Annotated in this window: 19 protein-coding genes; 11 read left to right on the top strand and 8 right to left on the bottom strand. The window is 64.4% G+C overall.

Going from position 1 to position 20331, the window contains the following annotated elements:
* Positions 1–33 precede the first annotated feature (33 nt).
* Together ACZY1I_RS25320 and ACZY1I_RS25315 are read left to right on the top strand one after the other, a co-directional pair.
* The gene (locus tag ACZY1I_RS25320; RefSeq protein ID WP_463759295.1) at positions 34–666 is read left to right on the top strand and encodes a TetR/AcrR family transcriptional regulator; all 633 of its coding nucleotides are present in this window, start codon (positions 34–36) and stop codon (positions 664–666) included.
* A 252-nt stretch (positions 667–918) separates the two neighbouring features.
* Positions 919–1743 (top strand): alpha/beta fold hydrolase, encoded by an 825-nt coding sequence (locus ACZY1I_RS25315; protein ID WP_463758852.1) that lies wholly within the window; start codon positions 919–921, stop codon positions 1741–1743.
* Positions 1744–1776: 33 nt separating this feature from the next.
* Here ACZY1I_RS25315 and ACZY1I_RS25310 read toward each other — a convergent pair whose 3' ends face one another.
* On the bottom strand, positions 1777–3129 hold the full coding sequence (locus ACZY1I_RS25310; RefSeq protein WP_463758850.1) for an acyltransferase family protein: 1353 nt from the start codon (positions 3127–3129) through the stop codon (positions 1777–1779).
* 37 nt (positions 3130–3166) lie between these two features.
* Between ACZY1I_RS25310 and ACZY1I_RS25305 the strand changes: the two genes are divergently transcribed.
* Positions 3167–4141: an aldo/keto reductase gene (locus ACZY1I_RS25305; RefSeq protein ID WP_463758847.1), complete on the top strand. Its 975-nt coding sequence runs from the start codon at positions 3167–3169 to the stop codon at positions 4139–4141.
* Here the strand turns inward: ACZY1I_RS25305 and ACZY1I_RS25300 are convergent.
* The 3 genes from ACZY1I_RS25300 to ACZY1I_RS25290 are packed head-to-tail and all read right to left on the bottom strand — an operon-like array spanning position 4138 to position 7250.
* Entirely contained in the window at positions 4138–4902 is a 765-nt protein-coding gene (locus tag ACZY1I_RS25300) for an acyl-[acyl-carrier-protein] thioesterase (RefSeq protein WP_463758844.1), read from the bottom strand. The genes ACZY1I_RS25305 and ACZY1I_RS25300 overlap by 4 nt on opposite strands.
* Positions 4899–6302, bottom strand: coding sequence for an NAD(P)-binding protein (locus ACZY1I_RS25295; RefSeq protein WP_463758839.1), 1404 nt, complete (start codon positions 6300–6302; stop codon positions 4899–4901). Before ACZY1I_RS25295 ends, ACZY1I_RS25300 begins: the two co-directional genes overlap by 4 nt.
* A 33-nt stretch (positions 6303–6335) precedes the next feature.
* Complete coding sequence (locus ACZY1I_RS25290; protein WP_463758835.1) at positions 6336–7250, bottom strand: SDR family NAD(P)-dependent oxidoreductase; 915 nt, start codon at positions 7248–7250, stop codon at positions 6336–6338.
* A 57-nt stretch (positions 7251–7307) separates the two neighbouring features.
* On the opposite strand from ACZY1I_RS25290, the gene ACZY1I_RS25285 reads away from it, so the two are divergent.
* From ACZY1I_RS25285 to ACZY1I_RS25265, 5 genes are all read left to right on the top strand, one after another.
* Positions 7308–8126: an enoyl-CoA hydratase-related protein gene (locus ACZY1I_RS25285; RefSeq protein ID WP_463758831.1), complete on the top strand. Its 819-nt coding sequence runs from the start codon at positions 7308–7310 to the stop codon at positions 8124–8126.
* A 104-nt stretch (positions 8127–8230) separates the two neighbouring features.
* Positions 8231–9091 carry an alpha/beta hydrolase fold domain-containing protein gene (locus ACZY1I_RS25280; RefSeq protein ID WP_463758827.1) on the top strand — a complete coding sequence of 287 codons (861 nt, stop codon included), beginning with the start codon at positions 8231–8233 and terminating at the stop codon, positions 9089–9091.
* A gap of 95 nt (positions 9092–9186) precedes the next feature.
* Positions 9187–10482, top strand: a complete 1296-nt coding sequence (locus tag ACZY1I_RS25275) for an acyl-CoA dehydrogenase family protein (RefSeq protein ID WP_463758825.1) — start codon at positions 9187–9189, stop codon at positions 10480–10482.
* Positions 10479–11498 carry a zinc-dependent alcohol dehydrogenase family protein gene (locus ACZY1I_RS25270; protein ID WP_463758822.1) on the top strand — a complete coding sequence of 340 codons (1020 nt, stop codon included), beginning with the start codon at positions 10479–10481 and terminating at the stop codon, positions 11496–11498. Before ACZY1I_RS25275 ends, ACZY1I_RS25270 begins: the two co-directional genes overlap by 4 nt.
* Before the next feature lie 15 nt (positions 11499–11513).
* Positions 11514–12107 carry a TetR family transcriptional regulator gene (locus ACZY1I_RS25265; protein WP_463758818.1) on the top strand — a complete coding sequence of 198 codons (594 nt, stop codon included), beginning with the start codon at positions 11514–11516 and terminating at the stop codon, positions 12105–12107.
* Between the two features lie 98 nt (positions 12108–12205).
* On the opposite strand, the gene ACZY1I_RS25260 is transcribed toward ACZY1I_RS25265, so the two are convergent.
* Positions 12206–12967: an SDR family oxidoreductase gene (locus ACZY1I_RS25260; protein ID WP_463758816.1), complete on the bottom strand. Its 762-nt coding sequence runs from the start codon at positions 12965–12967 to the stop codon at positions 12206–12208.
* Positions 12964–13995: a phosphotransferase family protein gene (locus ACZY1I_RS25255; protein WP_463758815.1), complete on the bottom strand. Its 1032-nt coding sequence runs from the start codon at positions 13993–13995 to the stop codon at positions 12964–12966. The genes ACZY1I_RS25260 and ACZY1I_RS25255 overlap by 4 nt, the downstream gene beginning before the upstream one ends.
* A gap of 37 nt (positions 13996–14032) precedes the next feature.
* Here ACZY1I_RS25255 and ACZY1I_RS25250 point away from each other — a divergent pair, with 37 nt between their 5' ends.
* Both ACZY1I_RS25250 and ACZY1I_RS25245 read left to right on the top strand, forming a co-directional pair.
* Complete coding sequence (locus ACZY1I_RS25250; protein WP_463758812.1) at positions 14033–15685, top strand: tetratricopeptide repeat protein; 1653 nt, start codon at positions 14033–14035, stop codon at positions 15683–15685.
* A 39-nt stretch (positions 15686–15724) separates the two neighbouring features.
* On the top strand, positions 15725–16228 hold the full coding sequence (locus tag ACZY1I_RS25245) for a cupin domain-containing protein (protein WP_463758810.1): 504 nt from the start codon (positions 15725–15727) through the stop codon (positions 16226–16228).
* On the opposite strand, the gene ACZY1I_RS25240 is transcribed toward ACZY1I_RS25245, so the two are convergent.
* Together ACZY1I_RS25240 and ACZY1I_RS25235 are read right to left on the bottom strand one after the other, a co-directional pair.
* Positions 16153–18390: a molybdopterin-containing oxidoreductase family protein gene (locus tag ACZY1I_RS25240; RefSeq protein WP_463758808.1), complete on the bottom strand. Its 2238-nt coding sequence runs from the start codon at positions 18388–18390 to the stop codon at positions 16153–16155. The genes ACZY1I_RS25245 and ACZY1I_RS25240 overlap by 76 nt on opposite strands.
* Before the next feature lie 18 nt (positions 18391–18408).
* On the bottom strand, positions 18409–19143 hold the full coding sequence (locus ACZY1I_RS25235; RefSeq protein ID WP_463758803.1) for a TetR/AcrR family transcriptional regulator: 735 nt from the start codon (positions 19141–19143) through the stop codon (positions 18409–18411).
* Positions 19144–19256: 113 nt separating this feature from the next.
* On the opposite strand from ACZY1I_RS25235, the gene ACZY1I_RS25230 reads away from it, so the two are divergent.
* Complete coding sequence (locus ACZY1I_RS25230; RefSeq protein ID WP_463758799.1) at positions 19257–20327, top strand: oxygenase MpaB family protein; 1071 nt, start codon at positions 19257–19259, stop codon at positions 20325–20327.
* The last annotated feature ends 4 nt before the right edge of the window (positions 20328–20331 follow it).

Raw genomic sequence — 20331 nt, 5'->3', positions numbered from 1 at the left:
TCATCAAGAGTGAGGCATACTGCTGTGGTGACGATGTCGACTAAGGGCTCCGGCCGTTTGGAGCGCCGTAAGCAACGCACCAGGGCGGCTCTGGTCAAAGCGGCGCAGCGATTGATCGCCGAAGGCAAGGTGAATGTGCCCGTGCTGGAGATCACCCAGGCTGCCGACGTCGGGATGGGTTCGTTCTACAACCATTTCGACAGCAAGGAGCAGTTGTTCGAAGCTGCGGTCGCCGATGTGCTGGATGCGCATGGGGCGCTGCTGGACCGGTTGACCGCGTCGATCGAAGACCCTGCTGAGACTTTTGCCACCAGCTTCCGGCTCACTGGCCGGCTGTTCCGTCAGCGTCCGGAGGAAAGCGAGATTCTGTTGGCCAGTGGGATGGCGCTGTTGACGTCGGACCGCGGGCTGGCACCCCGGGCGCTGCGGGATATCAAGGCGGCCGTCGCGGTCGGACGTTTCAAAGTCGACGATCCCGAACTGGCGTTGGCTCTGGCCGGAGGTGGACTGCTGGGGCTGGGTGCGCTACTGCGCGACGATCCGGAGCGTGACGGAGCGCTGGCTGCCGATACGGCGACCGAGAATGTGTTGCGATTATTCGGGCTTACTGCAGAGGAAGCCCACGCGATCTGCCAAAGGCCGCTGCCGGATTTCGCGACTGGCTAATCGCGCGGCGGGTCGCGATCACCGGATCAGGCCGGCGGCTACTGGCGCATTCCGCACATTCCCTGCCCCACTGGCAGTTTGAGCATGGGAGCCAAGCGCGCCGGGCCGGATCTGCGTGCGGGTCGATCGGCAAAACGTGCACGGAGCTTAGCCTTCCGAAGGTTGATGGTTAGGGGCCTACCAAATTGTCAATGCAGGCGCTGGTCGCGTTAACCTCATCGGGCATCCCGGACGGGAGCGGAAAGGGTCGGCATGCCCACGATCACTACCAGCGATGGCGTTGAGATCTACTTCAAGGATTGGGGTTCGGGCCAACCCATCGTGTTCAGTCACGGTTGGCCGCTGTCATCCGACGACTGGGACGCCCAGATGTTGTTCTTTCTCGGCCAGGGCTATCGAGTGGTCGCCCACGACCGGCGCGGACACGGACGCTCGACTCAGGTCGCCGACGGACACGACATGGACCACTATGTCGACGACCTCGCCGCGGTGGTGACCCATCTGGATCTGCACGACGCCGTGCACATCGGCCACTCCACCGGTGGCGGCGAAGTGGTGCACTACCTGGCTCGGCACGGAGAGAGTCGTGCAGCCAAAGCTGTTCTCATTTCTGCGGTTCCGCCGCTGATGGTCAAGACCGAGTCCAATCCTCTCGGGCTGCCCAAGGACGTCTTCGACGGCCTGCAGGCGCAATTGGCGGCCAACCGGTCAGAGTTCTACCGAGCGCTGCCGTCGGGACCCTTCTATGGGTTCAACCGCCCGGGCGTCGAATCTTCGGAAGCCAGCATCGCGAACTGGTGGCGCCAGGGAATGAACGGTGGCGCCAAGGCGCACTACGACGGGATCGTCGCCTTCTCCCAAACGGACTTCACCGAAGATCTGCAAAACCTCACACTGCCGGTCCTGGTGATGCACAGCAAAGACGATCAGATCGTGCCGTATCAGGCCTCGGGCCCGCGGTCGGCGGAATTGCTCCGCAACGGCATCCTGAAGACCTACGAGGACTATCCGCACGGGATGATCACCACCCACGCAGACACGATCAACGCCGATATTCTGGAATTCCTGCGGTCTTAGCGCCGAGCCTGCGCTGGCGGCACGCATTTGCCGTCAGGCGCGATCTGTATGCAGTTTCGGCGCTGCCACTGCAGTTTCGGCGCCGTCACCGGATCCGGCCGGCGCGCCGGCCGTAGCGGGACGCAACGCGACCAGGCTCAACCCGCACGCGAATACCAACACGGTCAGCCAGGGCAGGTGACCGTCTGGAGCGAAACCCAGGGCGGCCAGGAATGCCAGTGCATATGCCGTCGCTACTGTCCCCATGAACATCGTGGGTTCCGTCCAGCGGGCTGCGAGCGGCAGTTCAAAGTTCGGTAGTGGGGCTGCGAAGATTCTTCGCCCCCACCACAATACGATCAACTCGAGGGCAGTGACCAACCCGAGGATCGCCCACCATTCCAGCCGGCCCAGCCACCAGTCGACGGTTGCCTCGGGCGGTTGCGGCAGGAGATTCGCCGGGTAGGCGATGATCGCCACGATCACCACGGGCAGCATGTGCCAGAGGTACAGAGCCATCACGTTGGTGTTGGCGACGGACAGAACTCGTCGGATGAGGCGGGCCCGTAGCACGCGGTTCAGCGCCGGCGCGAGGGCGATCGCAATACCTGCCTGCATGCAGCCGAAAGCCAGCATTGCCACCGAAGGCGGCGTGGTGTTCTGCACGGCTTGACCGGGAACGCCGATCATGCTGACCGGATAAGGTCCCGGCCAGATCAGCAACGTCAATACCACCGCGGACCCCGCGGCGAGCAAAACGGCTCTACGGGGCGTCAATTGCCCCCAGCGCCACGCGATTCCGAGCTGATACAGCGCCGCCCAGCACAGCAGATAGTTGGCCCAGCCCAGATAGGAGAGGCCGCCGGCCAGCGAGACGGCGTCAACAACTGCCACCGCAAGCGCCAGCACCGTCGGCGCCCAAAGGCCCCAACGCCGTTGTGCGGCAACCGCAATGGGGGTCATGGACACCACCAGCACATAGACCGCGAGAAACCACAGATGCATCGCCACTGCCCAGCCTGCGTACTCCAGCACGTCGTCGGCAACATGGTTGATTTCCAGGATCACCACCGTGACCGACACCAGCGCGACATATACCGTCGTCGGCCCGAGTACTCGCGCCAGCCGGCGCCGCAGCCAGATCTGGCGCGACAAGCTGTCGCCCTCGAAGCGATGCTTCCAGGACAGGGCGCCGGCATAGCCCGCGACCAGGAAGAAAACCGGCACCGCCTGGAAGATCCAGGTCAGCCATTCGGTCCAGGGTTGGTCGACAAGCGGATTCTGGCGACCGAAGCGACCGTCGTGGTAGGTGATCGCAGCGGCCAGCCAGTGTCCCAACACGATGAGGACGACACCGGACACCCGGTAGTAGTCCACCGCCAAATTGCGGCCCTTGACCTGCTGCACTAGCGCGAGGGTACGCGGCCGAGGTTCCATGGGCGGTATGAAACGGGCTTATTTAGGTGGTCTAGAAGTCGGGCGCGTCGGTCTCGGCGCCATGGGAATGTCGGCGGTGTATGCGGGGGCGGGCACCGACGACGCCGAATCGATCAGGACCGTTCATCGGGCAATCGACCTGGGCGTCACGCTGATCGACACAGCCGAGGTCTACGGCCCCTACCGCAACGAAGAGTTGCTCGCCCGTGCCTTGCAGGGCCGACGGGACCAGGTGGTGCTGGCAAGCAAGTTCGGGATGATCTCCCATACCGGCCGCAACGGCCTCGACAGCAGTCCCGCCAGCGTCCGCCTCGCCATCGACGGCTCACTGCAAAGGCTCGGCACCGACTACATCGATCTCTACTATCAACACCGTCTGGACCGCAGCACTCCGATCGAGGACACCGTCGGGGCGCTGGCGGAATTGGTCGCCGCCGGCAAAATCCGCCACATCGGCCTCTCCGAAGTCGGTGCGCAAACCATTCGCCGAGCCCATGCCGTTCACCCGATCACCGCCGTGCAATCCGAATACTCGCTGTGGACCCGTGATCCCGAGGACGGTGTGCTTCCGGTGCTGCGCGAGTTGGGCATCGGATTCGTTGCCTACTCGCCGCTGGGCCGGGGATTCCTCACCGGCGCAATCCGTTCCGCCGACTGGCTGCCCGACACCGACCACCGCAAGACCAACCCCCGTTTTCACGGCGAGAACTTCGCGCACAATCTGGCCAGCGCGGACCAGCTTGCCGAGATCAGTACCGACGTCGGTGCCACCCCGGCCCAGGTCGCACTGGCCTGGCTGCTGGCGAAAGGACCCGACATCGTTCCCATCCCCGGAACCAAACATGTTGCCCGACTGGAAGAAAACTCAGCCGCCGATGCGGTTGAGCTCACCGCGGAACACGTCGCCAGGCTCGATGAACTCACTCCGGCCGCGGGTGAACACCACAGCGCGGCGCAGATGAAGTGGATCGACCGCGCCTAGATCTTGCGCACCAGCGCGGCCGCACGCACGTCGTCGTCCACGACGAAGTGCATACGTACGGTGTCGCCGCTGAGGTGAGAGCGAATCACTAACTCTTCGCCAAACTTGATCGGGCGCCGGTACTCCAGCACCGCGCGATAGGGGCTGTTCTCCAATTCGGATACCTGGCCCAGAATTTCGTGCACGCCGTGCCAGTAGATGGTGTTGTTGACGTGCTCGAAAAGGTCAATGTCGGTGCGACGCAGCGGAAACGGCGTCTCCCGCGTGTTCGGGCCGGTGTCGATCGGCTCGGTGAGCCAGGGGCGCCACTTGAGTCGGTGATCGTTGGTGGTGCTCCCGAATCGTTCGACGCAGCCCTCGCTGAGCCGCGAAGGCGTCAGGGTTTCCTTATTCATGCAGATCCAGAAGCCCTCTGTTTCGATCCGCCCGCCTTCGGCGCCCTCGAGTTGCACGCGCATGTTGCACCACCTGCTGGACAGCCCGGCACACCAACGACGGAACGTGATGTCGCTGGGTATCTCGATCGGCTCGAGCACGTCGATGACCGTGCGCAGCACGATCCAATGGGGATGGACTTCGGCCAAGTCCGCATCGGCCAGGTGCTCGGCGCCGACCTCCTGGATGTAGCGGCCGACGCCGTCGAGGCGCAGTCTGCGGTGCTCGTCGATGTCCGAGGTAGCCAGGCGCCAGCCAGTTCGGTAGACGTAGCCCTCGTCGGGCACGGGGACCAGCGGCGATCCGAGTTCTGGAACATCGCTCACGGTGTGACCGTGACCTCGTTGAGCAGCTTCTCCAGCCTCTCGCTGGACGAACTCAGTTTCGACTGGAACATCGATACCACCCGATCGCGCACCCGCGGTTTGTGCGCCAGCGGCGGCAGTATGTCGGCAAGCAGATTCAACCGCGCCGAGCTGAGCCAATCGGTCAACTCGGGGTCGTCCAGCCAACGTTGGAAGCCCCTGAGATCGAACTGAGTCAGCCGCAACCAGTCCACATCCCGGTCCGGGTGAGGGATCGGGGTGCATAGTTCGTTCTTCGCGGCGTCGCCGTCGTAAGCGAACTCGACGTGGGCGATGAAGGCGGCGCTGAACACCTGCTGGCAACCCCGCACTGCCTGCAGAGTCAGCTGCTTACCGTCGAACACCGGTGTGGCCGAGCACTTTGGCGCTCCGTCGGCGGTGCAGTCGATGTAGAGTGCCGACGGAGATGACGTGATGGACCCCTCGTCCAACACGATCTCAGTGGGCTCAATGCGTTGCACGTGGCCCATTCGAACAACGTCTTTGATGCGGCGCAGTTGGTCGTACTCGGGTTGCGACACCGTCGCACATCGATACATCTTGGGCTGGATACTCGGGTCGAGTCGCAGTAGCGTGCCCGCTGATTCCAGTCGGGCGAACAGGTCATCGATCGATGTCGCGGCCTCGATAGCCTCGAGTGTCGCGCCGTAACTGTCGCGGAACTGCTTGATGAAGGTGGGTCCCGGCTGCAACGTCGCGCGGTCGATCAACCAGGAATCGCGCGGCATGATCCAGGTCAGCCGATCGGGGCTGACCCCGTGCCGCAACAACCACAGACAGACATCCATGCCGGTCTTGCCTGCGCCGACGATCACATAGCGTTCGCGGGCGCCCTGCCTGGGCAGCTCGTTGGGCGGAATGCAATCGATGCCTGGTGCAACGGCGTAGGGCGCCGGCCGCATGGACGGCACGATGGCCCGCAAATAGGTCGCATCGACGATGCGTCGCTTGGCGTTGACGGCGTACTCGGTACCCGCAAGGGTGCGGAATCGGCCGTCCCCGAGATACTCGCTCATCGGGAAGTATTCGACCCGCCCGCTGGTCAGGAACTGCTGCTGCATGACGGCATCGAAATACGCGCAGATTTCACCAACCGGGGCAAGCTCATTCAGCCCTTGATTCCAGCCCACACTGTCAATGGTGTTGTTGCCCAGCGCTCTTGAGTTGACGCCGTAGTACGCAGAAGGCTGGTGCAGTCGGACGAACGGGTATGCGGTGGTCCAGTGGCCGCCCGGTTGATGCGCCCGGTCGACGATGACGACGCGCGCCTCGGATTCGCTGATGACCGTGTCGGTGAACGCCATTCCCATGGCCCCGGCACCTACCACCAGATAGTCGGTGTCCAAAATCTGGACACTCATTCTGCGCGCTCTTTCATGCGCCCACGATAATGCCTACCGATTCACCCACTCCGCGGACAGCTGCCAAAGCTGCCGGGCTGTGGAGGGATCGGTCGCGGTCGGGGCGGCCGCGTCGATCTGGCAGTCGGCCAGGTAGGCGCCACCGTGCCTGGTCAACGAGGGTTCGGTGGCGGCCCATACCGTGGTGGCAGCGGCCTGCGCTACCGACTTCAGGTTCTCCGGTGCGAAGGTCTGCGGACCCATCTCGTAGAGCGTTTTCAAGGTGGTGCGGTCCATGTAGCGGCCCAGATCGGTCTGACAGGTACCTGGGTGCACCGCCAGCGCGGTGATGCCTCGATCGCCATAGCGCCGGTGCAGTTCGACGGTCATCAGGATGTTTGCGGTCTTGGCCTGTCCGTACGCGGCGAACGTGTCGTAACCGCGCCGATCGAAGTTGATGTCGTCGAGTTCGATGGCCCAATGCAGGTGCGCCGCCGAGCTGAGGGTCACCACCCGGGCTTCCCTGGAAGCCGCTGCGGCAGCTGACAGTTGAGGCAGTAGCAACGTCGTCAGCAGAAAGTGCCCGAGATGGTTCACGCCGAACTGCAATTCGAAGCCGTCGACGGTGGTGCGGTGGGGGGTGAACATCACGCCCGCGTTGTTGATGAGAATGTCGATGCGCGGATGCCGCGCGGCGATCTGAGCGGCCGCCGCACGTACGCTGGCCAACTTCGCCAGATCCAGTGGGACAGCGTCTGCGTTGGGTTCAGCGAGAAGCGCCGGATCACGAACCGCTGCAACCACTTCGGCACCGGCTTCGGCCAGCGTCTTCGCCGTCTGCCGACCTAATCCGCCTGCCGCGCCGGTCACCACGACGGTCTTGCCGGCCAAGTCGACGCGGGCGATGACGTCGTCGACCGTCGTCGAGAAATCGAACAACGAGACTCCTTCGGAATAAAACAACTGCATTTTCCTGAACGTAGCAAGCGGGTGAGCTGCCACCAAGCGTCCGGTAAGTTTGCCCGCATGGGAGCCGATCTCACAGTCGCGATCGCCGACGGTGTCGCGCTGGTGACCCTTAATCGGCCGGAACGGCGCAATGCCTACACCGCTGAGATGGGCGCGCTGCTCAACGAGGCCTACCGGCGATGCGACGACGACGACAAAGTGCGCGCGATCGTCCTGACCGGTGCCGGCGACGCTTTCTGCGCCGGCGCTGACTTCTCCACGCCGGCAAGCCCTTTCGATGCCCCCTCCGACGACAGTGCTTTCACCGCGTCGCCGACCGATCCCGCCGCGTTCGAACTGCGGACCCCGGTCATCGCAGCGGTGAACGGACACGCCATCGGAATCGGGTTGACCATCGCTCTGCAGGCAGATATCCGGGTCATGGCTGATGTCGCCAAGTACGCTGTGGCGCAAGTCCGAAGAGGCGTCATACCGGATTGCATGTCGCATTGGACGCTGCCACATCTGGTCGGCGTGGCGGCTGCGGCGGACCTGCTGTTGACGGGACGCACCTTCGATGGAGCCGAAGCGGCGGCGCTGGGCATCGCCACCCGCACCATGCCGGGCAGCGAGGTGCTCGACCACGCGATGGCCGTGGCGCGCGACATCGCCGTCAATGTGGCTCCGATGTCGGCGGCCTTGTCCAAGCGACTGCTCTGGGACACCGTGATCCATCGCTACACACCCCGTCAGGTCGCCGATCTGGAAACACGACTCCACCACCGGGTCATGGGCGGTGCGGATGCCCGAGAAGGTGTGCAGGCTTTTCTCGAGCGGCGCACTCCGCAGTGGAGAACCTCGGTAGCGGAGGAGTGGGAACCGTTGCCGGAGGCGTGATTGCCGGACCGCCGCCGGAACGCAGTCGTTGCTGCGGATACGCTTCGACGACGGCGAACAGCGACTGAGGGAATGATTGGTTGACCAGCTGGAGAAGCCGGGCCATGCCCGCACTGCTTCGTCTGACAGGCAGACACCGGGCCTACGCGAGCGCCGAAACCGCGCGTGCACACATCGAACAGCGCGGCCTGCATCGACAACAGTTCGGCCCCCCGCCGCGGCTGCGGCCCAAAGTGAAGGTGGAGCTACACCGGCGGTCGGAGTGGCCGATCTACACATTGACACCGAGAGGCACATCACCGGACCGGACCGTCGTCTACCTGCACGGCGGAGCCTGGGTCAACGAAATCACCGTTCAGCACTGGCAACTGGCAGCGCGAATCGCGGCCGGAGTGCCGGCCGAGGTGATCGTTCCGATTTTTCCCCTGGTGCCGTTCGCGACCGGCGCCGAGGTGATGCCGGTCATCATCGATCTGGTGGCAGAAAACATCTCCTCAGGTCGCGACGTGTGTCTGGTCGGTGACTCGGCCGGCGGGCAGATCGCGTTGTCGGCCGCACTGGCGCTGCGCGACGAGCGCAGTGTGACGATTGCCAGGACGGTGTTGATCTCGCCGGTGCTGGACCTGTCCCTGACCAATCCGCTTATCGACTCGGTCGACGATCCGTGGTTGGCGCGCGACGCCCTGCGGGTGTTCGCTGACCGATGGCGCGGCGAACTGGCGCTGACCGACCCGCGGGTGGATCCCCTTTCGGCCGATCTGACCGGGCTGGGGCCGTTGACGCTGTTCAGCGGTACCCGAGACATCCTGAACCCTGATGCACGACTGCTGGCCGAAAAGGCCACGGCTGCGGGAGTCGACGTCGATTACCACGAACAGCCTGGCCTGGTGCATGTCTACCCGCTGACGCCGACACCCGAAGGCCGGGAGGCACGAAACATCATCCTGCACAGCCTGAGGCACTGATCAAGCACAGTCCAGGCAGTTGCGCTACTTCTTAACGGCATGATTACACTGTGATTACTCCGTAAGTAAATGCTAGTTGCCGTGTGAGGTGGCCGATGGCGTGGGACTTCGAGCCGGATCCGGATTTCGCTGAAAAGCTCTCGTGGATGCGCGATTTCATCGATACCGAGGTGATCCCGCTCGAACCGCTACTTGACGAGATCTCGCCCGCCGACTGGCTGCCGGTGAAGCGCCATCTGCAGGAAAAAGTGAAGGCACAGGGACTCTGGGGAATGTTCCTCGATCCACGACTCGGCGGTGAGGGACTCGGTCAACTGAACCTCGCCCAGATGTCGGAGATCATAGGGCGTTGCATGGTGTCGATGGAGTTGTTCGGAGTTCAGGCGCCGGACAGCGGCAACATGGAACTGCTGGCGCACGGGGCCACCGAGGAACAGAAGCAACGCTGGCTGTACCCGAACCTTAGCGGCGACATCTCGAGTGCCTTCGCGCTCACCGAACCTTTCCTCGCCGGCGCGGACCCGACCGTGATCGCCACCAATGCAGTTCTTGACGGCGACGACTGGGTTATCAACGGCCACAAGTGGTTTACCACCAATGCTTCCTGCGCCGACATCATTTTGGTGGTCGCCGAGACCGACCCCGCGGGGCGACCGCACCGGCACGCGTCGATTCTGGTGGTACCGGCGGGAACACCCGGCCTGCAGATCATTCGTGACATCCCCACCATGGCTCACCCTGACCCCGAGTTCGGCCGCCGCGGCAACCATGCCGAGGTGGTGTTCACCGACTGCCGGGTGCCTGGTGACCACTTGATCGGGCCGCGGGGTGGCGGCTTCCTGCTGGCGCAGCAGCGACTGGGCGGCGGGCGGATCCATCACGCGATGCGCTGGCTGGGGCAGGCGCAACGGGCCCTGGACATCATGGGCGAGCGCGCGGTTTCCCGCCGGTCGCACGGGCGGTTGCTGGGCGAACACCAAATGGTGCAGGACTATATTGCGTTGTCCCACATGGAGATTCAGGCGGCAAGATTGCTGACCTTCCAAACCGCATGGAAAATGGACCGGTTCGGCGCGGCGGACGTGCGGGCGGAGTTGGGCATGGTCAAGGCGCACGTGTCCAAGGTGGTGCTCGCCGTGCTCGACCGCACCATCCAGGTCTGCGGCGCGCTGGGCTACTCCGGGGATCTGCCGGTCGAGGGGTGGTACCGGATGACGCGCTTCGGTTCGATCGGTGACGGACCCGACGAATTGCACAAGTCGGTGCTGGCCAGGCATGTGCTCAAGAAGTACAGCCCGGTCGAGGGTTGGCCCACCGAACACCTTCCGTCGCGGCGGGAAGAAGCTGAACGCAAGTGGCAAGCGCTACGTGAGGAAGCAGGTGTCCGATGAGCATCTCGGATCGTCAACAGGCAATGGTGATGGATGGGCCCGGCGTCGCGCCCGTGGCCGTCGACAGACCGGTCGACCAACCCGGGCCCGGCCAAGTATTGATCAAGGTCAACGCGTCGAGCCTGAACTTCCACGACAACGTCAACCTGATGGGTCTGCTGCCCGGTCCCTGGCCTCGGGTGCCGATGAGCGACGGCGCCGGGGAGGTGGTCGCCGTCGGTCCGGGTGTCGAGGACCTGCGGGTCGGCGAGCGGGTGATGGGTGCCTTCAACCCGAATTGGCAGGACGGGCCACCTACGCCGGAAGCCAAGCGGGAATTGCCCGGTGACAGTTGCGACGGGTGGCTGCAGCAGTACCGCGTGGCCGCGGTCACCGGTGTCGTCCGTACGCCCGACCACCTCAGTGACGTCGAGGCCGCTACGATTCCGTGCGCCGGGGTGACGGCGTGGAGTGCGTTGCGGGAAGCCAACATCGGTGCCGGTGATGTGGTAGTCACGCAGGGCACCGGCGGGGTGTCGTTGTTCGCCGTGCAATTGGCGCAGACGCTGGGAGCCACCACGATCCTGACGTCGTCGTCGGACGAGAAGCTCAAGATCGGATCGGGTTTGGGGGCAACGCATCTCATCAATTACCGCACCACTGCGTCGTGGGACACCGAGGTGAAGCGGCTCACCGACGGGCGGGGTGCCAACCTCGTCGTCGAACTCGGCGGACCCGCTACGCTGGCGCAGTCGCTGCATTCGACGCGCATGGGCGGCACGATCGCGGTGATCGGCGTGCTCAGCGGATTCGACCTGACGCCGATCGCAGTTGCCGAGGTGATGCTCAATAATCTGCGCATCATCGGGATCACCGTCGGCAGCGTCAGCGCACACCGGGAAGTGGTCGAGGTGATCGCCAAAGCCGGTATCAAGCCTCATATCAGTCACGTCATCGACTGGGGCGACCTCGACGAGGCGCTGCGGTTGATGCGCGGCGGCACCCACGTCGGCAAGATCGCGCTCACCATCCCGTGACGAGGAGGGCTGCCGGTGCCCGGTGAATTGCGCCTCGACGCAGACCAGATCGTCGCCGCCGCCGTCGACATCATGCGGGAAGGTGGTTTGGACGCAATCAGCATGCGTAGCGTGGCGACCCGGCTCGGTGTCACGCCGCCGCCGGTGTACTCCCGGATCGGGAACAAAGATGCGCTGATCGACGCGGTCGCCGACCACTTGTTGGACGACCTTGCACCCCCACTCGACCGCGACGAGACGTGGCCGGACTACGCGCGACGGTGGACTCGGCAACTTCGCGCACGGCTCACCGACACCGCCGACAGCAGACTGTTCCTGCAAGTGAAGCGTCCCGCATATCTGAAGGCCGCCCGTCCACTGTTGAAATGCATGCGCCGCGACGGAATGTCGAACGACATGTCGGTCCGTGCCTGCCGGCTATTGACCTGGGCGACAGTGGGTTTCGTGGCAATGGACCATCCGCCGGCAAAAAAGTCCACTCGTCGGCCGGGTCGTCTGGCCGGAAGCGATCCGGCGGGGGTGACGCGCGAGGAGGTCGACGAGTTGTTCGCCGTCCACATCGACTACCTCATCGACGGCCTCGCGCGAGACGCTCGCTCGGGCGGATAGCGCGCGTTGCGGTTATCGCCGCCGATGGGCCCTACGTAGGGGATCGTCGTCCAGTTCATCCGTAGACCCCACGCTCGGCGCGGCTGGGTTGATGGCCACTACGCAACCCCACCGTCAATCGTCATCAACGTCCCGGTGGTGTAACTCGAAGCCGCGGAAAGGAAGTAGATCACCGCGCCGACGATCTCCTCGGGACGGCCGACACGCCCCAACGCAATGCGGCCCACCACGCCGGGGAGCAGGTCGGGGTTGCGGACGAAGCCCGACGCGGCGTCGGTGTCGAAGGTACCGCAGACGATTCCGTTGATCCGCACGCCGACTCCGGCGTACTCGAGTGCGGTCGCGGTGGTCAAAGCGTTCAGGCCGGCCTTTGCCGCGGCGTAGATGGTCGCGACCGGTGTCGGTCGCAGCGACGCCAGCGAACTGATGTTCACGATCGACCCGCCGCCGGTATCGGCCATCGCGGTTGCCGCCAGCGCCGTCAGGCGGGTGGGGCCTTTGAGATTCACGCCAACTATCTTGTCGAACAACATCTCTGAGGTATCCAGCAGCGACGGCGAGAGCGGGCTCATCCCCGCGTTGTTGACCAGTCCGTCCAGCCGGCCCCAGCGCGCCGCCGCGGCGTCGACCACGTCGGCCAGCGACTCCCAAGCACCGACATGGCAGGCCAACGGGTAAGCCTGACCGCCGGATTGCGTGATGCTGGCCGCAAGTTCCTCGCATGCGGCGACTTTTCGGCTAGCGATGACGACGCGCGCACCACGCTGCGCAAGTCCGACGCTGATGGCGGCACCGAGTCCGCGGCTGCCACCCGTGACCAGGACCACCTGGTCCCGCACCGCGAAGAGCTCGTCTGTCATTTCGCGAACCTCTCTGCGCGGCGGAGCAATTCGTCCACTATGGCACCGAAGATCTCGTGAACCGGATTTCGAGACTCGCCGCGCAGAAACGTGGCATAGGACGCCTCCAGGACGATGGCCAACTTCCACGCGCTGAACACCTGGTACCAGCCGAACCGTGACATGTCCCGTCCAGTGGCGGCGGCGTAACGATCGATCAACTCACCCGGTGTCTGGCAGTGCTCGCGATCGATTCCGCGCGGAGATTCAGGCGAGGCCAACGCAATCGGATTGCCCGGCTCCGGCCAGAAGATCATCGCCCAGGCCAGGTCGATCAACGGATCTCCCACCGTGGTCATCTCGAAATCGACCACGCAGGCGATCCGGGGCGGCGGCGTCGGTGCCCAGATGACGTTGTCCAACTTGTAATCGCCGTGCATGACAGTCAGATCGCCGCCTTTAGGCAAATTCTCGCGCAGCCAGGCTGCTAGTTCGTCGACGCCATCGAGGTCGCGTACCCGGTACTGAGAAAGCTGGGTCAACCACCTGTCCACCTGGCGAGGAAGAAATCCCTGCGGGCGGGACAGTTCGGCGAGTGCGGTTCGCGTCCAGTCGATTCCATGCAATTGCGCCAGGGTGTCGATCAGTTGCTCACCGATCAACCTGTGCGAGGACCGATCTTGATACAGAGATTCGGGGAGCCCGTCGCGGCGGATCACCCCACCCTCGACATAGGACATCACGAAGAACGGGGCGCCGAGAATTGCGGGATCCTCGCTGCGGGCCAATACCGCGGGCACTGGAACGCCGGTGCCTCCGAGCGCCTCGATGATCCGCGCCTCGCGGATGACCTGATGTGCGGTGCCGGACACAGCAGCCAGCGGAGCGCGGCGCACCACCCAAGGCTGACCAAGTCGTTCTATCCGGAACATTTCGCAGCTGCCGCCGCAGCGGATGGGACTCACGGCGATGTCCGCGGCCTCACCGGTTTCCGCGGCGAGCCAGTCGCCGAATCGCGCGGTGTCGAAACCGGTGGCGAAGCGCGGCACTCAACAAAGATACTGCTGCCGTGGGTATGGTTCGTGCATGACTGCCGACGAGCAGTATTACGACCTGGGGTCCTATCACCGACCTGTCGAGACGCCTTTCCCGCAAGCGCAAGTCTGGTTCGACCGCGGGCTGGTGTGGGCGTATGCGTTCAACCACGAAGAGGCCATCCGCTGTTTCGAGCGGGCACTGGAACTCGATCCGGACCTGGCGATCGCACGATGGGGCATCGCCTATTCGGTGGGGCCCAACTACAACAAGGCATGGGAGGCGTTCGACTCGGTCGATCTGTCCTCGTCGCTGGCGCGGGCCCGCCTGGAACTTCAACTGGCCGCGCAGGGCCGGGCGGGCGCCGTCGAACAGGACCTGATCGCTGCGTTGCGCGCTCGTTTTCCCACCGACGACCCGGCTGACACCGCTGCCCTCGACGCCGGACGCCTTGCCTATGCCGAAGCGATGACGACACTGGCGCCGACGTATCCGAATGACATCGACATACAGGCGCTCGTCGCCGACGCGCTGGTCAATGTCACCGCATGGGCCCTGTGGGACACCGCCACCGGCGAGCCCGCGGCGGGTTCACGGGTGCTCGAGGCCAAACGGATTCTCGACGACGCCCTCGCCCTCCCCGCGGGCCGACAACATCCCGGGATTCTGCATCTCTATCTGCACACCATGGAGATGTCGGCGACGCCGGAGGTCGCCCTGCCGGCGGCGGATCTGTTGCGGGGCTTGGTACCCGACGCGGGACACCTGCAGCACATGCCGAGCCATATCGATGTGCTGTGCGGTGACTACCGCGCCTCGATTGTAGCGAATCAAGCTGCGGTACAAGCAGATCGACGATTCGTGAGCCACCGGGGCCCATTGAATTTTTACTCGCTCTACCGTGCCCACGATCTGCATTTCATCGTCTACTCGGCGATGTTCGAAGGCCAGTCGCAGATCGCACTGCGGGCCGCCGACGAACTCTCCGCTCAACTGACTCCTGAACTGCTGGCGATCCAATCCCCGCCGATGGCCGACTGGCTGGAGGCCTTCGTGCCGCTCCGCACCCATGTGCTGGTGCGATTCGGTCGGTGGGACGAGTTGATCACGCAACCCCTGCCGCCTGATCGCGACCTTTACTGCACCACCGTGGCGATGGTCCACTACGGACGCGGCGTCGCACTGGCGGCCACCGGCCAACTCGCCCGCGCACATGCCGAACGCGTCGCGTTTACCGATGCCTACCAGCGGGTGCCGGACTCCCGGTACTTGTTCAACAACACCAGTCGGGACATCCTTGCGGTCGCTGCGGCCATGTTGGACGGTGAAATCGCTTATCGTGACGGGTTTTTTGACGAGGCGTTCGATCATCTGCGGCGTGCGGTCGCGTTGGACGACGCGCTGCCCTACGACGAGCCCTGGGGCTGGATGCAACCCACTCGGCATGCGCTAGGCGCGCTGCTGCTCGAACAGGGCCGTGTCGAGGAGGCCGCCACGGTGTACGCGGCGGACCTAGGCCTAGACCCCACACTCGCGAGGTGTTGCCAGCATCCCGGAAACGTGTGGAGCTTGCACGGCTATCACGAATGCTTGCGACGCTTAGGTCGCGACGCTGAAGCCACGATCATCGACCAGCAGTTTGCGCTGGCTGCAGCGCGCGCCGACGTACCGATTCGGGCATCCTGCGCCTGCCGGTCAACGTAGGGGAACGGCGTCGGCCGCTGCGGCGCTAGAGTTCTCGGCATGTCGGAGGAGTCGGCGCGAGGATTCGTTTCACTGCCCGAAGGTATGTCAGGCGCACTGTCCGCGCCCGCCGGAAGACTGCTGGTCACCGGTGTCGACGGCGCCGGCCAGTCGTGCGCGATCCAAGACGGCGCCGTGACGCTCAACGGGTTTCCCGGCTTCGAAGGCATCCTGTATTCGGTCCTCTACGAGACACCGTCGCCGGCGATCTCCGACGGCGGGCGCGCCGCGGACACTCTGGATCTGGGGGTGCCGCCCGGCGCTCTCAACTGGAAGATCATCGACTACGGCGCGGGTGTGGAGTTTTCCATGCACCACACCGACACCGTGGACCTCGATCTGATCCTCGCGGGCTCTGTCGAGTTGATCCTCGACGATGGCGCACACCCGATGGAAGTCGGTGACACCGCGGTGGTCACCGGCGTGGATCACGCCTGGCGTACTGGCCCGGAGGGATGCCGGCTTAGCGTCATGTCGTTCGGGACCCGCTCGACCGCGACATAGCTGGAACTCATCGCGGGGGTCTGTGACAACGGATCCACCGGTTCACCGTCGATCAGCAGGTTGCGATTGACCCCGAAGGACTGCGGAGCGGCGCCACCCCGCGGATCGAAGATTCGCGACCCCCAGCCGTGATCGAGCACGATGAGCCCACGCCGGGGCCGGTCGCTCAGCGAGGCGCGCACCTCGACCTCGCCGACCGGTGAGAACACGCGCACCAGGTCGCCGTCATCGATACCGAGTTCGGCCGCATCGGCTGGGTGGATGAGCACCACACTGCCTTTGCCGCCCGGATGTAACCCGGGTAGATCGTTGAGAAACGAGTTCATCGAATGGCGATGACGGCGGTTGCCAACCTGAAACGGGTAACCGAGCGGCGCAGCCGCGGATGGTGCGGCGAGTAGTTCGCGGACCCGACTCATCAGTTCGGGGGGAGCCAGATGTACGCGCTTGTCCTCGGTGCGTAGCGCGTCCCAAAAGTGGCCGAACTCTCGCGGGCCGAGCACCATGCCGTGCGGATGGGCCAGCAGGTCACGCCATTTCAGCTTGTGGCCGTTGACTTTTCGTGACATCGCGATGATCAGGCGGTTGATCCAGTGTGGTGAGAATTCCAGTGCGGGTCGGCGGGTAGCCTTGGCAAGCCGCCGACTTGCCTTGACGAACGCATTGACGCCCATCACACCGAACAGCGGCGCATTCATGGCCAGTGCGAGATCGACGAAAATTCGCCACTCTTCGCGGGCGGCCTTCGGAGGTTGTACCGCACGCACGCCGTACTGCACATACGGCTCGTCGTGCAGATTGCTGGTCAGTGCGAGCAAGTCGTCGCGTTCCAGCCAGTGCACCGCGGGCAGTAGCCAGTGCGCATGTCGGTGACTTTCCCGCTGGACGAAGTCGATGGCGACCAGCAATTCGAGTCGTGACAGGGCGACGTCGAGCGCCGCGCCGTCGGGACCTGAGATCACCGGGTTACCGGAGTTGATCAGCAGGGCGCGGATCTGCCCGGGGCCCGCCGTGGTGATTTCGGCGGGCAACTCGCTCAACGCGTGTGCGCCGGCCACCATCGCCCGCCCGGTCAGTCGGCTGCGGTGGCCGGACCGCTTGGCGGTGGCGGCGAGTTTCAGCGCATCGATGTAGCCGGGTTCGAAGCGACGACCGCCCGGGCGGTCCATCCGTCCGGTGATGAAATTCAACACGTGGCCCAGCCATTCGCCTACGGTGCCGGTGACATGCAATGAGATTCCCGTTCGGGTGACTACCATGGCTGCTGTCGCGGCGGCGAAATCCCTTGCGGTGCATTCGATTTGTTCGCGAGAAATATCGCAACGGCGCGCCAGGTCGTCGAGATCGGTGTCGGCCACCAGCGCCCGAAGAGTCGGCATGCCGGTGGCCCGGTCCGCGCAATCGCCGCGATGTTCGAGACCTTCGTCGACGATGACCTTGACCATCCCCAGCAGCAGCGCCCAATCCTGACCCGGGCGCACCGCAATGTGGAGGTCGGCCTTGTCAGCACTCTCCGTACGTAGCGGATCGACGATGACGATTTTGGCGCCTTGCTTCTGCCGGGCCAGTGCACGCTTCCAACCGCCCGGCGCGCTTTCCACCCAGTTCCAGGCACTCACCGCCGGGTTGGCGCCGACCAGTAGAAAGTAGTCACAGCGGTCGATATCGGAGACCGGAACCATGATCGAGGACCCGTACATCGCCTCGGCTACGAAGTGCAGCGCGTTCTGATCTACCGAGCCCACCGCATAGCGATTCTGGGTGCCGACCGCATCAAGCCAGCCGTTCATGAAGATCAGGTTCGACGACGAGTACCCGGCCGGGTTGCCGTAGTAAGCGCCGACGGCGTCCGGTCCGTCGGCCTCGATCAGCGCCGTCATGCGGGTGGCGATATCCGAGATCGCCTCGTCCCACGTCGCTTCCACGTAACGCTCGCCGACCCGGCGCATGGGTGCGAGGATGCGGCGCGGGTGGTCGACGAGTTGGGCGGCGTTGCGGCCCTTCGCGCAGAAGTCCTGCCAACTGTGCGGGTTCTGCTTGTCGGCCGAAATCTTGCGGACCCGATTGTCTTCCACTGTGACCTCGACTCCGCAGGAAGCCAGGCAGTAGCGGCAGAAGGTGAACACAGTCCGCGAACCGTCGGTTCGCTCGGACGGGTCCATGGTCCGAGCGTGACACTTTCACCCGTTTTTGTATAGCTCACCGGTAGGCCGTCGGACCGGGTCTCGGTACGTTTCGGCGGTCTTAGCGATGTCTTCAGGTAGGGGAAGTACCTCGTTCGGGTCGATGTACACGCCGGCGGTGCGCAGGACGTCGTCGACGATCAACCAGATCCAGCGGCACAGGTCACCGATGAGTCCTTCCTGCGAAACCCCATCAGAGTGGGCGAGCCAGCGACCCGCGGCCGAATCCACCAGGCCCACAATCGCAAACGCCGGTCTCTCGGGATCGGCGTCCACCCCGAATGCGCCAAGGTAGACGGCGAACAGGGCCGTCATCCGGGTGCCCAGAGTATGCGCGATATCAGCGAAGGCGTTGCTGGCTTCTGCGCTGTCCTCGGCGGCGCAGCGCCGTAGGTAGTCATAGAGATTGCGATGCTCGGTCAGAAACTGCACGTGGCCCCGGACAGCAGCGTCGATGACACCTGCCATCGACCCGGTCGGCTGCCACAGCGGCGCCAATCCCGTGGCGATCATGTCACCCGCGCGTCGCGCCACTTCACGTTGCAGGTCTGCTGCACCGTTGAAGTGCCGGTACAGCTTGGTCCTCGTGACTCCGACAAACGCCGCGACCTGCTCTGTCGATGTCTGCGGGCCGTGCACCTCGATCGCAGCCAAGGCGGCGTCGATGAACTCCGCACGGCGGCGTTCCCGCTGGCCGGCCCAGCGGCCGGTCTCGACGTCAGCGTTGGCCATATCGGCACACTACCCAAACATCTGGTACATGACGTACCATTGTTACTGGTACGTGACGTACCATCTGATAAATCCGCCCACGCTGCGACGATGGAGTACAGGGGAACCGACGAATGAATTCCGTGGACATTTTCCGCAAGGCGACCGGACTCCCGGCGCCCAGCGAAGCGAAACCTCTGCCTGACTACGGGTTCTTCGGCCCCGACTCGATCACCTGGAAGGTGTGGGGCTATCCGACCTCGATCATCATCGGCTTCTCCCGAGCCGTGACCATCGAGCACCTCGACCCGTTCTTGGCCGCGGCCGTCGACGCTACCGGCCAGGTGTACGCCCGCACCTCCGTGCGGTACAACCGCACCATGCAGTACTTCGCGCTGGTCGCCTACGGCGACGCGCAGTCGGTGCTCAAGGCCTCAGACATCCTGGTCAAAATCCATGGCAAAGCGGTGGGGACCGAGCCGATCACGGGTAGGCGGTTCGACGCCAACGACCCGAAGTCTCAGCTGTGGATCCATCTGACCGCCTGGCACTCGATCCTTTACAGCTACGAACTGTTCGGACCCGGAAAACTCACTCCTGACGAAGAAGCCCAGTACTGGCGGGAATGCGCCCGCGCCGCGGAGTTCCAGACCATCAATCCCGACGACGTTCCGCGCACCCGAGCGGGTGTCATCCAGTATTTCGAGGACTTCCGGCCCAATCTCGTCGGGTCCGAAGTCGCGCAGAACATGATGCAGTACTTAGTCAATCTCGGCTACCACGTCCTCCCGGAGAACACTCCTCGGCTGGTCCGTCACCTGATCAACATCCCTATGCGGCAAGCGATCATCGCGACGATGCCGCCCTGGATGCGCAAGCTCGGCGGCCTGCATCAGAACCGTGTGGTCGATCTGACCGCCAGGTTCCTCACCCGGCCAATCTGGCGCTACCTGGCGAAGCGGCCCGGGCTGGAGGTCGCGGCACTGGATCTGCTCACCCCGCTCACCACGCCGATCCTGGCTCCGGCGCTGCTAAACATCCCTGCCGAAAACCCGGTGACCTACACGCCCGACGAGGCCCGCCAGAAGTTCGGCTACCCGCAGACGCCCGTCGAGCAGTACCGGCAACTCCAGCAGGACCGGCCGGCCGCGTACTCCAAGAACCACACCGACGCCCTGATGGCGTTCAGTTCGGTCGGCCGATGACCAC

This window comes from Mycobacterium sp. IDUB_37 (genome assembly GCF_055419245.1).
This window is presented reverse-complemented; position numbering and strand designations above follow the sequence as displayed.

What these genes read in the sequence shown, in the direction of transcription:
- ACZY1I_RS25320 (WP_463759295.1), top strand. Translation starts at nt 34, where the DNA reads ATGTCGACTAAGGGCTCCGGCCGTTTGGAGCGCCGTAAGCAACGCACC.
- ACZY1I_RS25315 (WP_463758852.1), top strand. Translation starts at nt 919, where the DNA reads ATGCCCACGATCACTACCAGCGATGGCGTTGAGATCTACTTCAAGGAT.
- ACZY1I_RS25305 (WP_463758847.1), top strand. Translation starts at nt 3,167, where the DNA reads ATGAAACGGGCTTATTTAGGTGGTCTAGAAGTCGGGCGCGTCGGTCTC.
- ACZY1I_RS25295 (WP_463758839.1), bottom strand. Translation starts at nt 6,302, where the DNA reads ATGAGTGTCCAGATTTTGGACACCGACTATCTGGTGGTAGGTGCCGGG.
- ACZY1I_RS25290 (WP_463758835.1), bottom strand. Translation starts at nt 7,250, where the DNA reads ATGCAGTTGTTTTATTCCGAAGGAGTCTCGTTGTTCGATTTCTCGACG.
- ACZY1I_RS25285 (WP_463758831.1), top strand. Translation starts at nt 7,308, where the DNA reads ATGGGAGCCGATCTCACAGTCGCGATCGCCGACGGTGTCGCGCTGGTG.
- ACZY1I_RS25280 (WP_463758827.1), top strand. Translation starts at nt 8,231, where the DNA reads ATGCCCGCACTGCTTCGTCTGACAGGCAGACACCGGGCCTACGCGAGC.
- ACZY1I_RS25275 (WP_463758825.1), top strand. Translation starts at nt 9,187, where the DNA reads ATGGCGTGGGACTTCGAGCCGGATCCGGATTTCGCTGAAAAGCTCTCG.
- ACZY1I_RS25270 (WP_463758822.1), top strand. Translation starts at nt 10,479, where the DNA reads ATGAGCATCTCGGATCGTCAACAGGCAATGGTGATGGATGGGCCCGGC.
- ACZY1I_RS25260 (WP_463758816.1), bottom strand. Translation starts at nt 12,967, where the DNA reads ATGACAGACGAGCTCTTCGCGGTGCGGGACCAGGTGGTCCTGGTCACG.
- ACZY1I_RS25250 (WP_463758812.1), top strand. Translation starts at nt 14,033, where the DNA reads ATGACTGCCGACGAGCAGTATTACGACCTGGGGTCCTATCACCGACCT.
- ACZY1I_RS25245 (WP_463758810.1), top strand. Translation starts at nt 15,725, where the DNA reads ATGTCGGAGGAGTCGGCGCGAGGATTCGTTTCACTGCCCGAAGGTATG.
- ACZY1I_RS25240 (WP_463758808.1), bottom strand. Translation starts at nt 18,390, where the DNA reads ATGGACCCGTCCGAGCGAACCGACGGTTCGCGGACTGTGTTCACCTTC.
- ACZY1I_RS25235 (WP_463758803.1), bottom strand. Translation starts at nt 19,143, where the DNA reads ATGGCCAACGCTGACGTCGAGACCGGCCGCTGGGCCGGCCAGCGGGAA.
- ACZY1I_RS25230 (WP_463758799.1), top strand. Translation starts at nt 19,257, where the DNA reads ATGAATTCCGTGGACATTTTCCGCAAGGCGACCGGACTCCCGGCGCCC.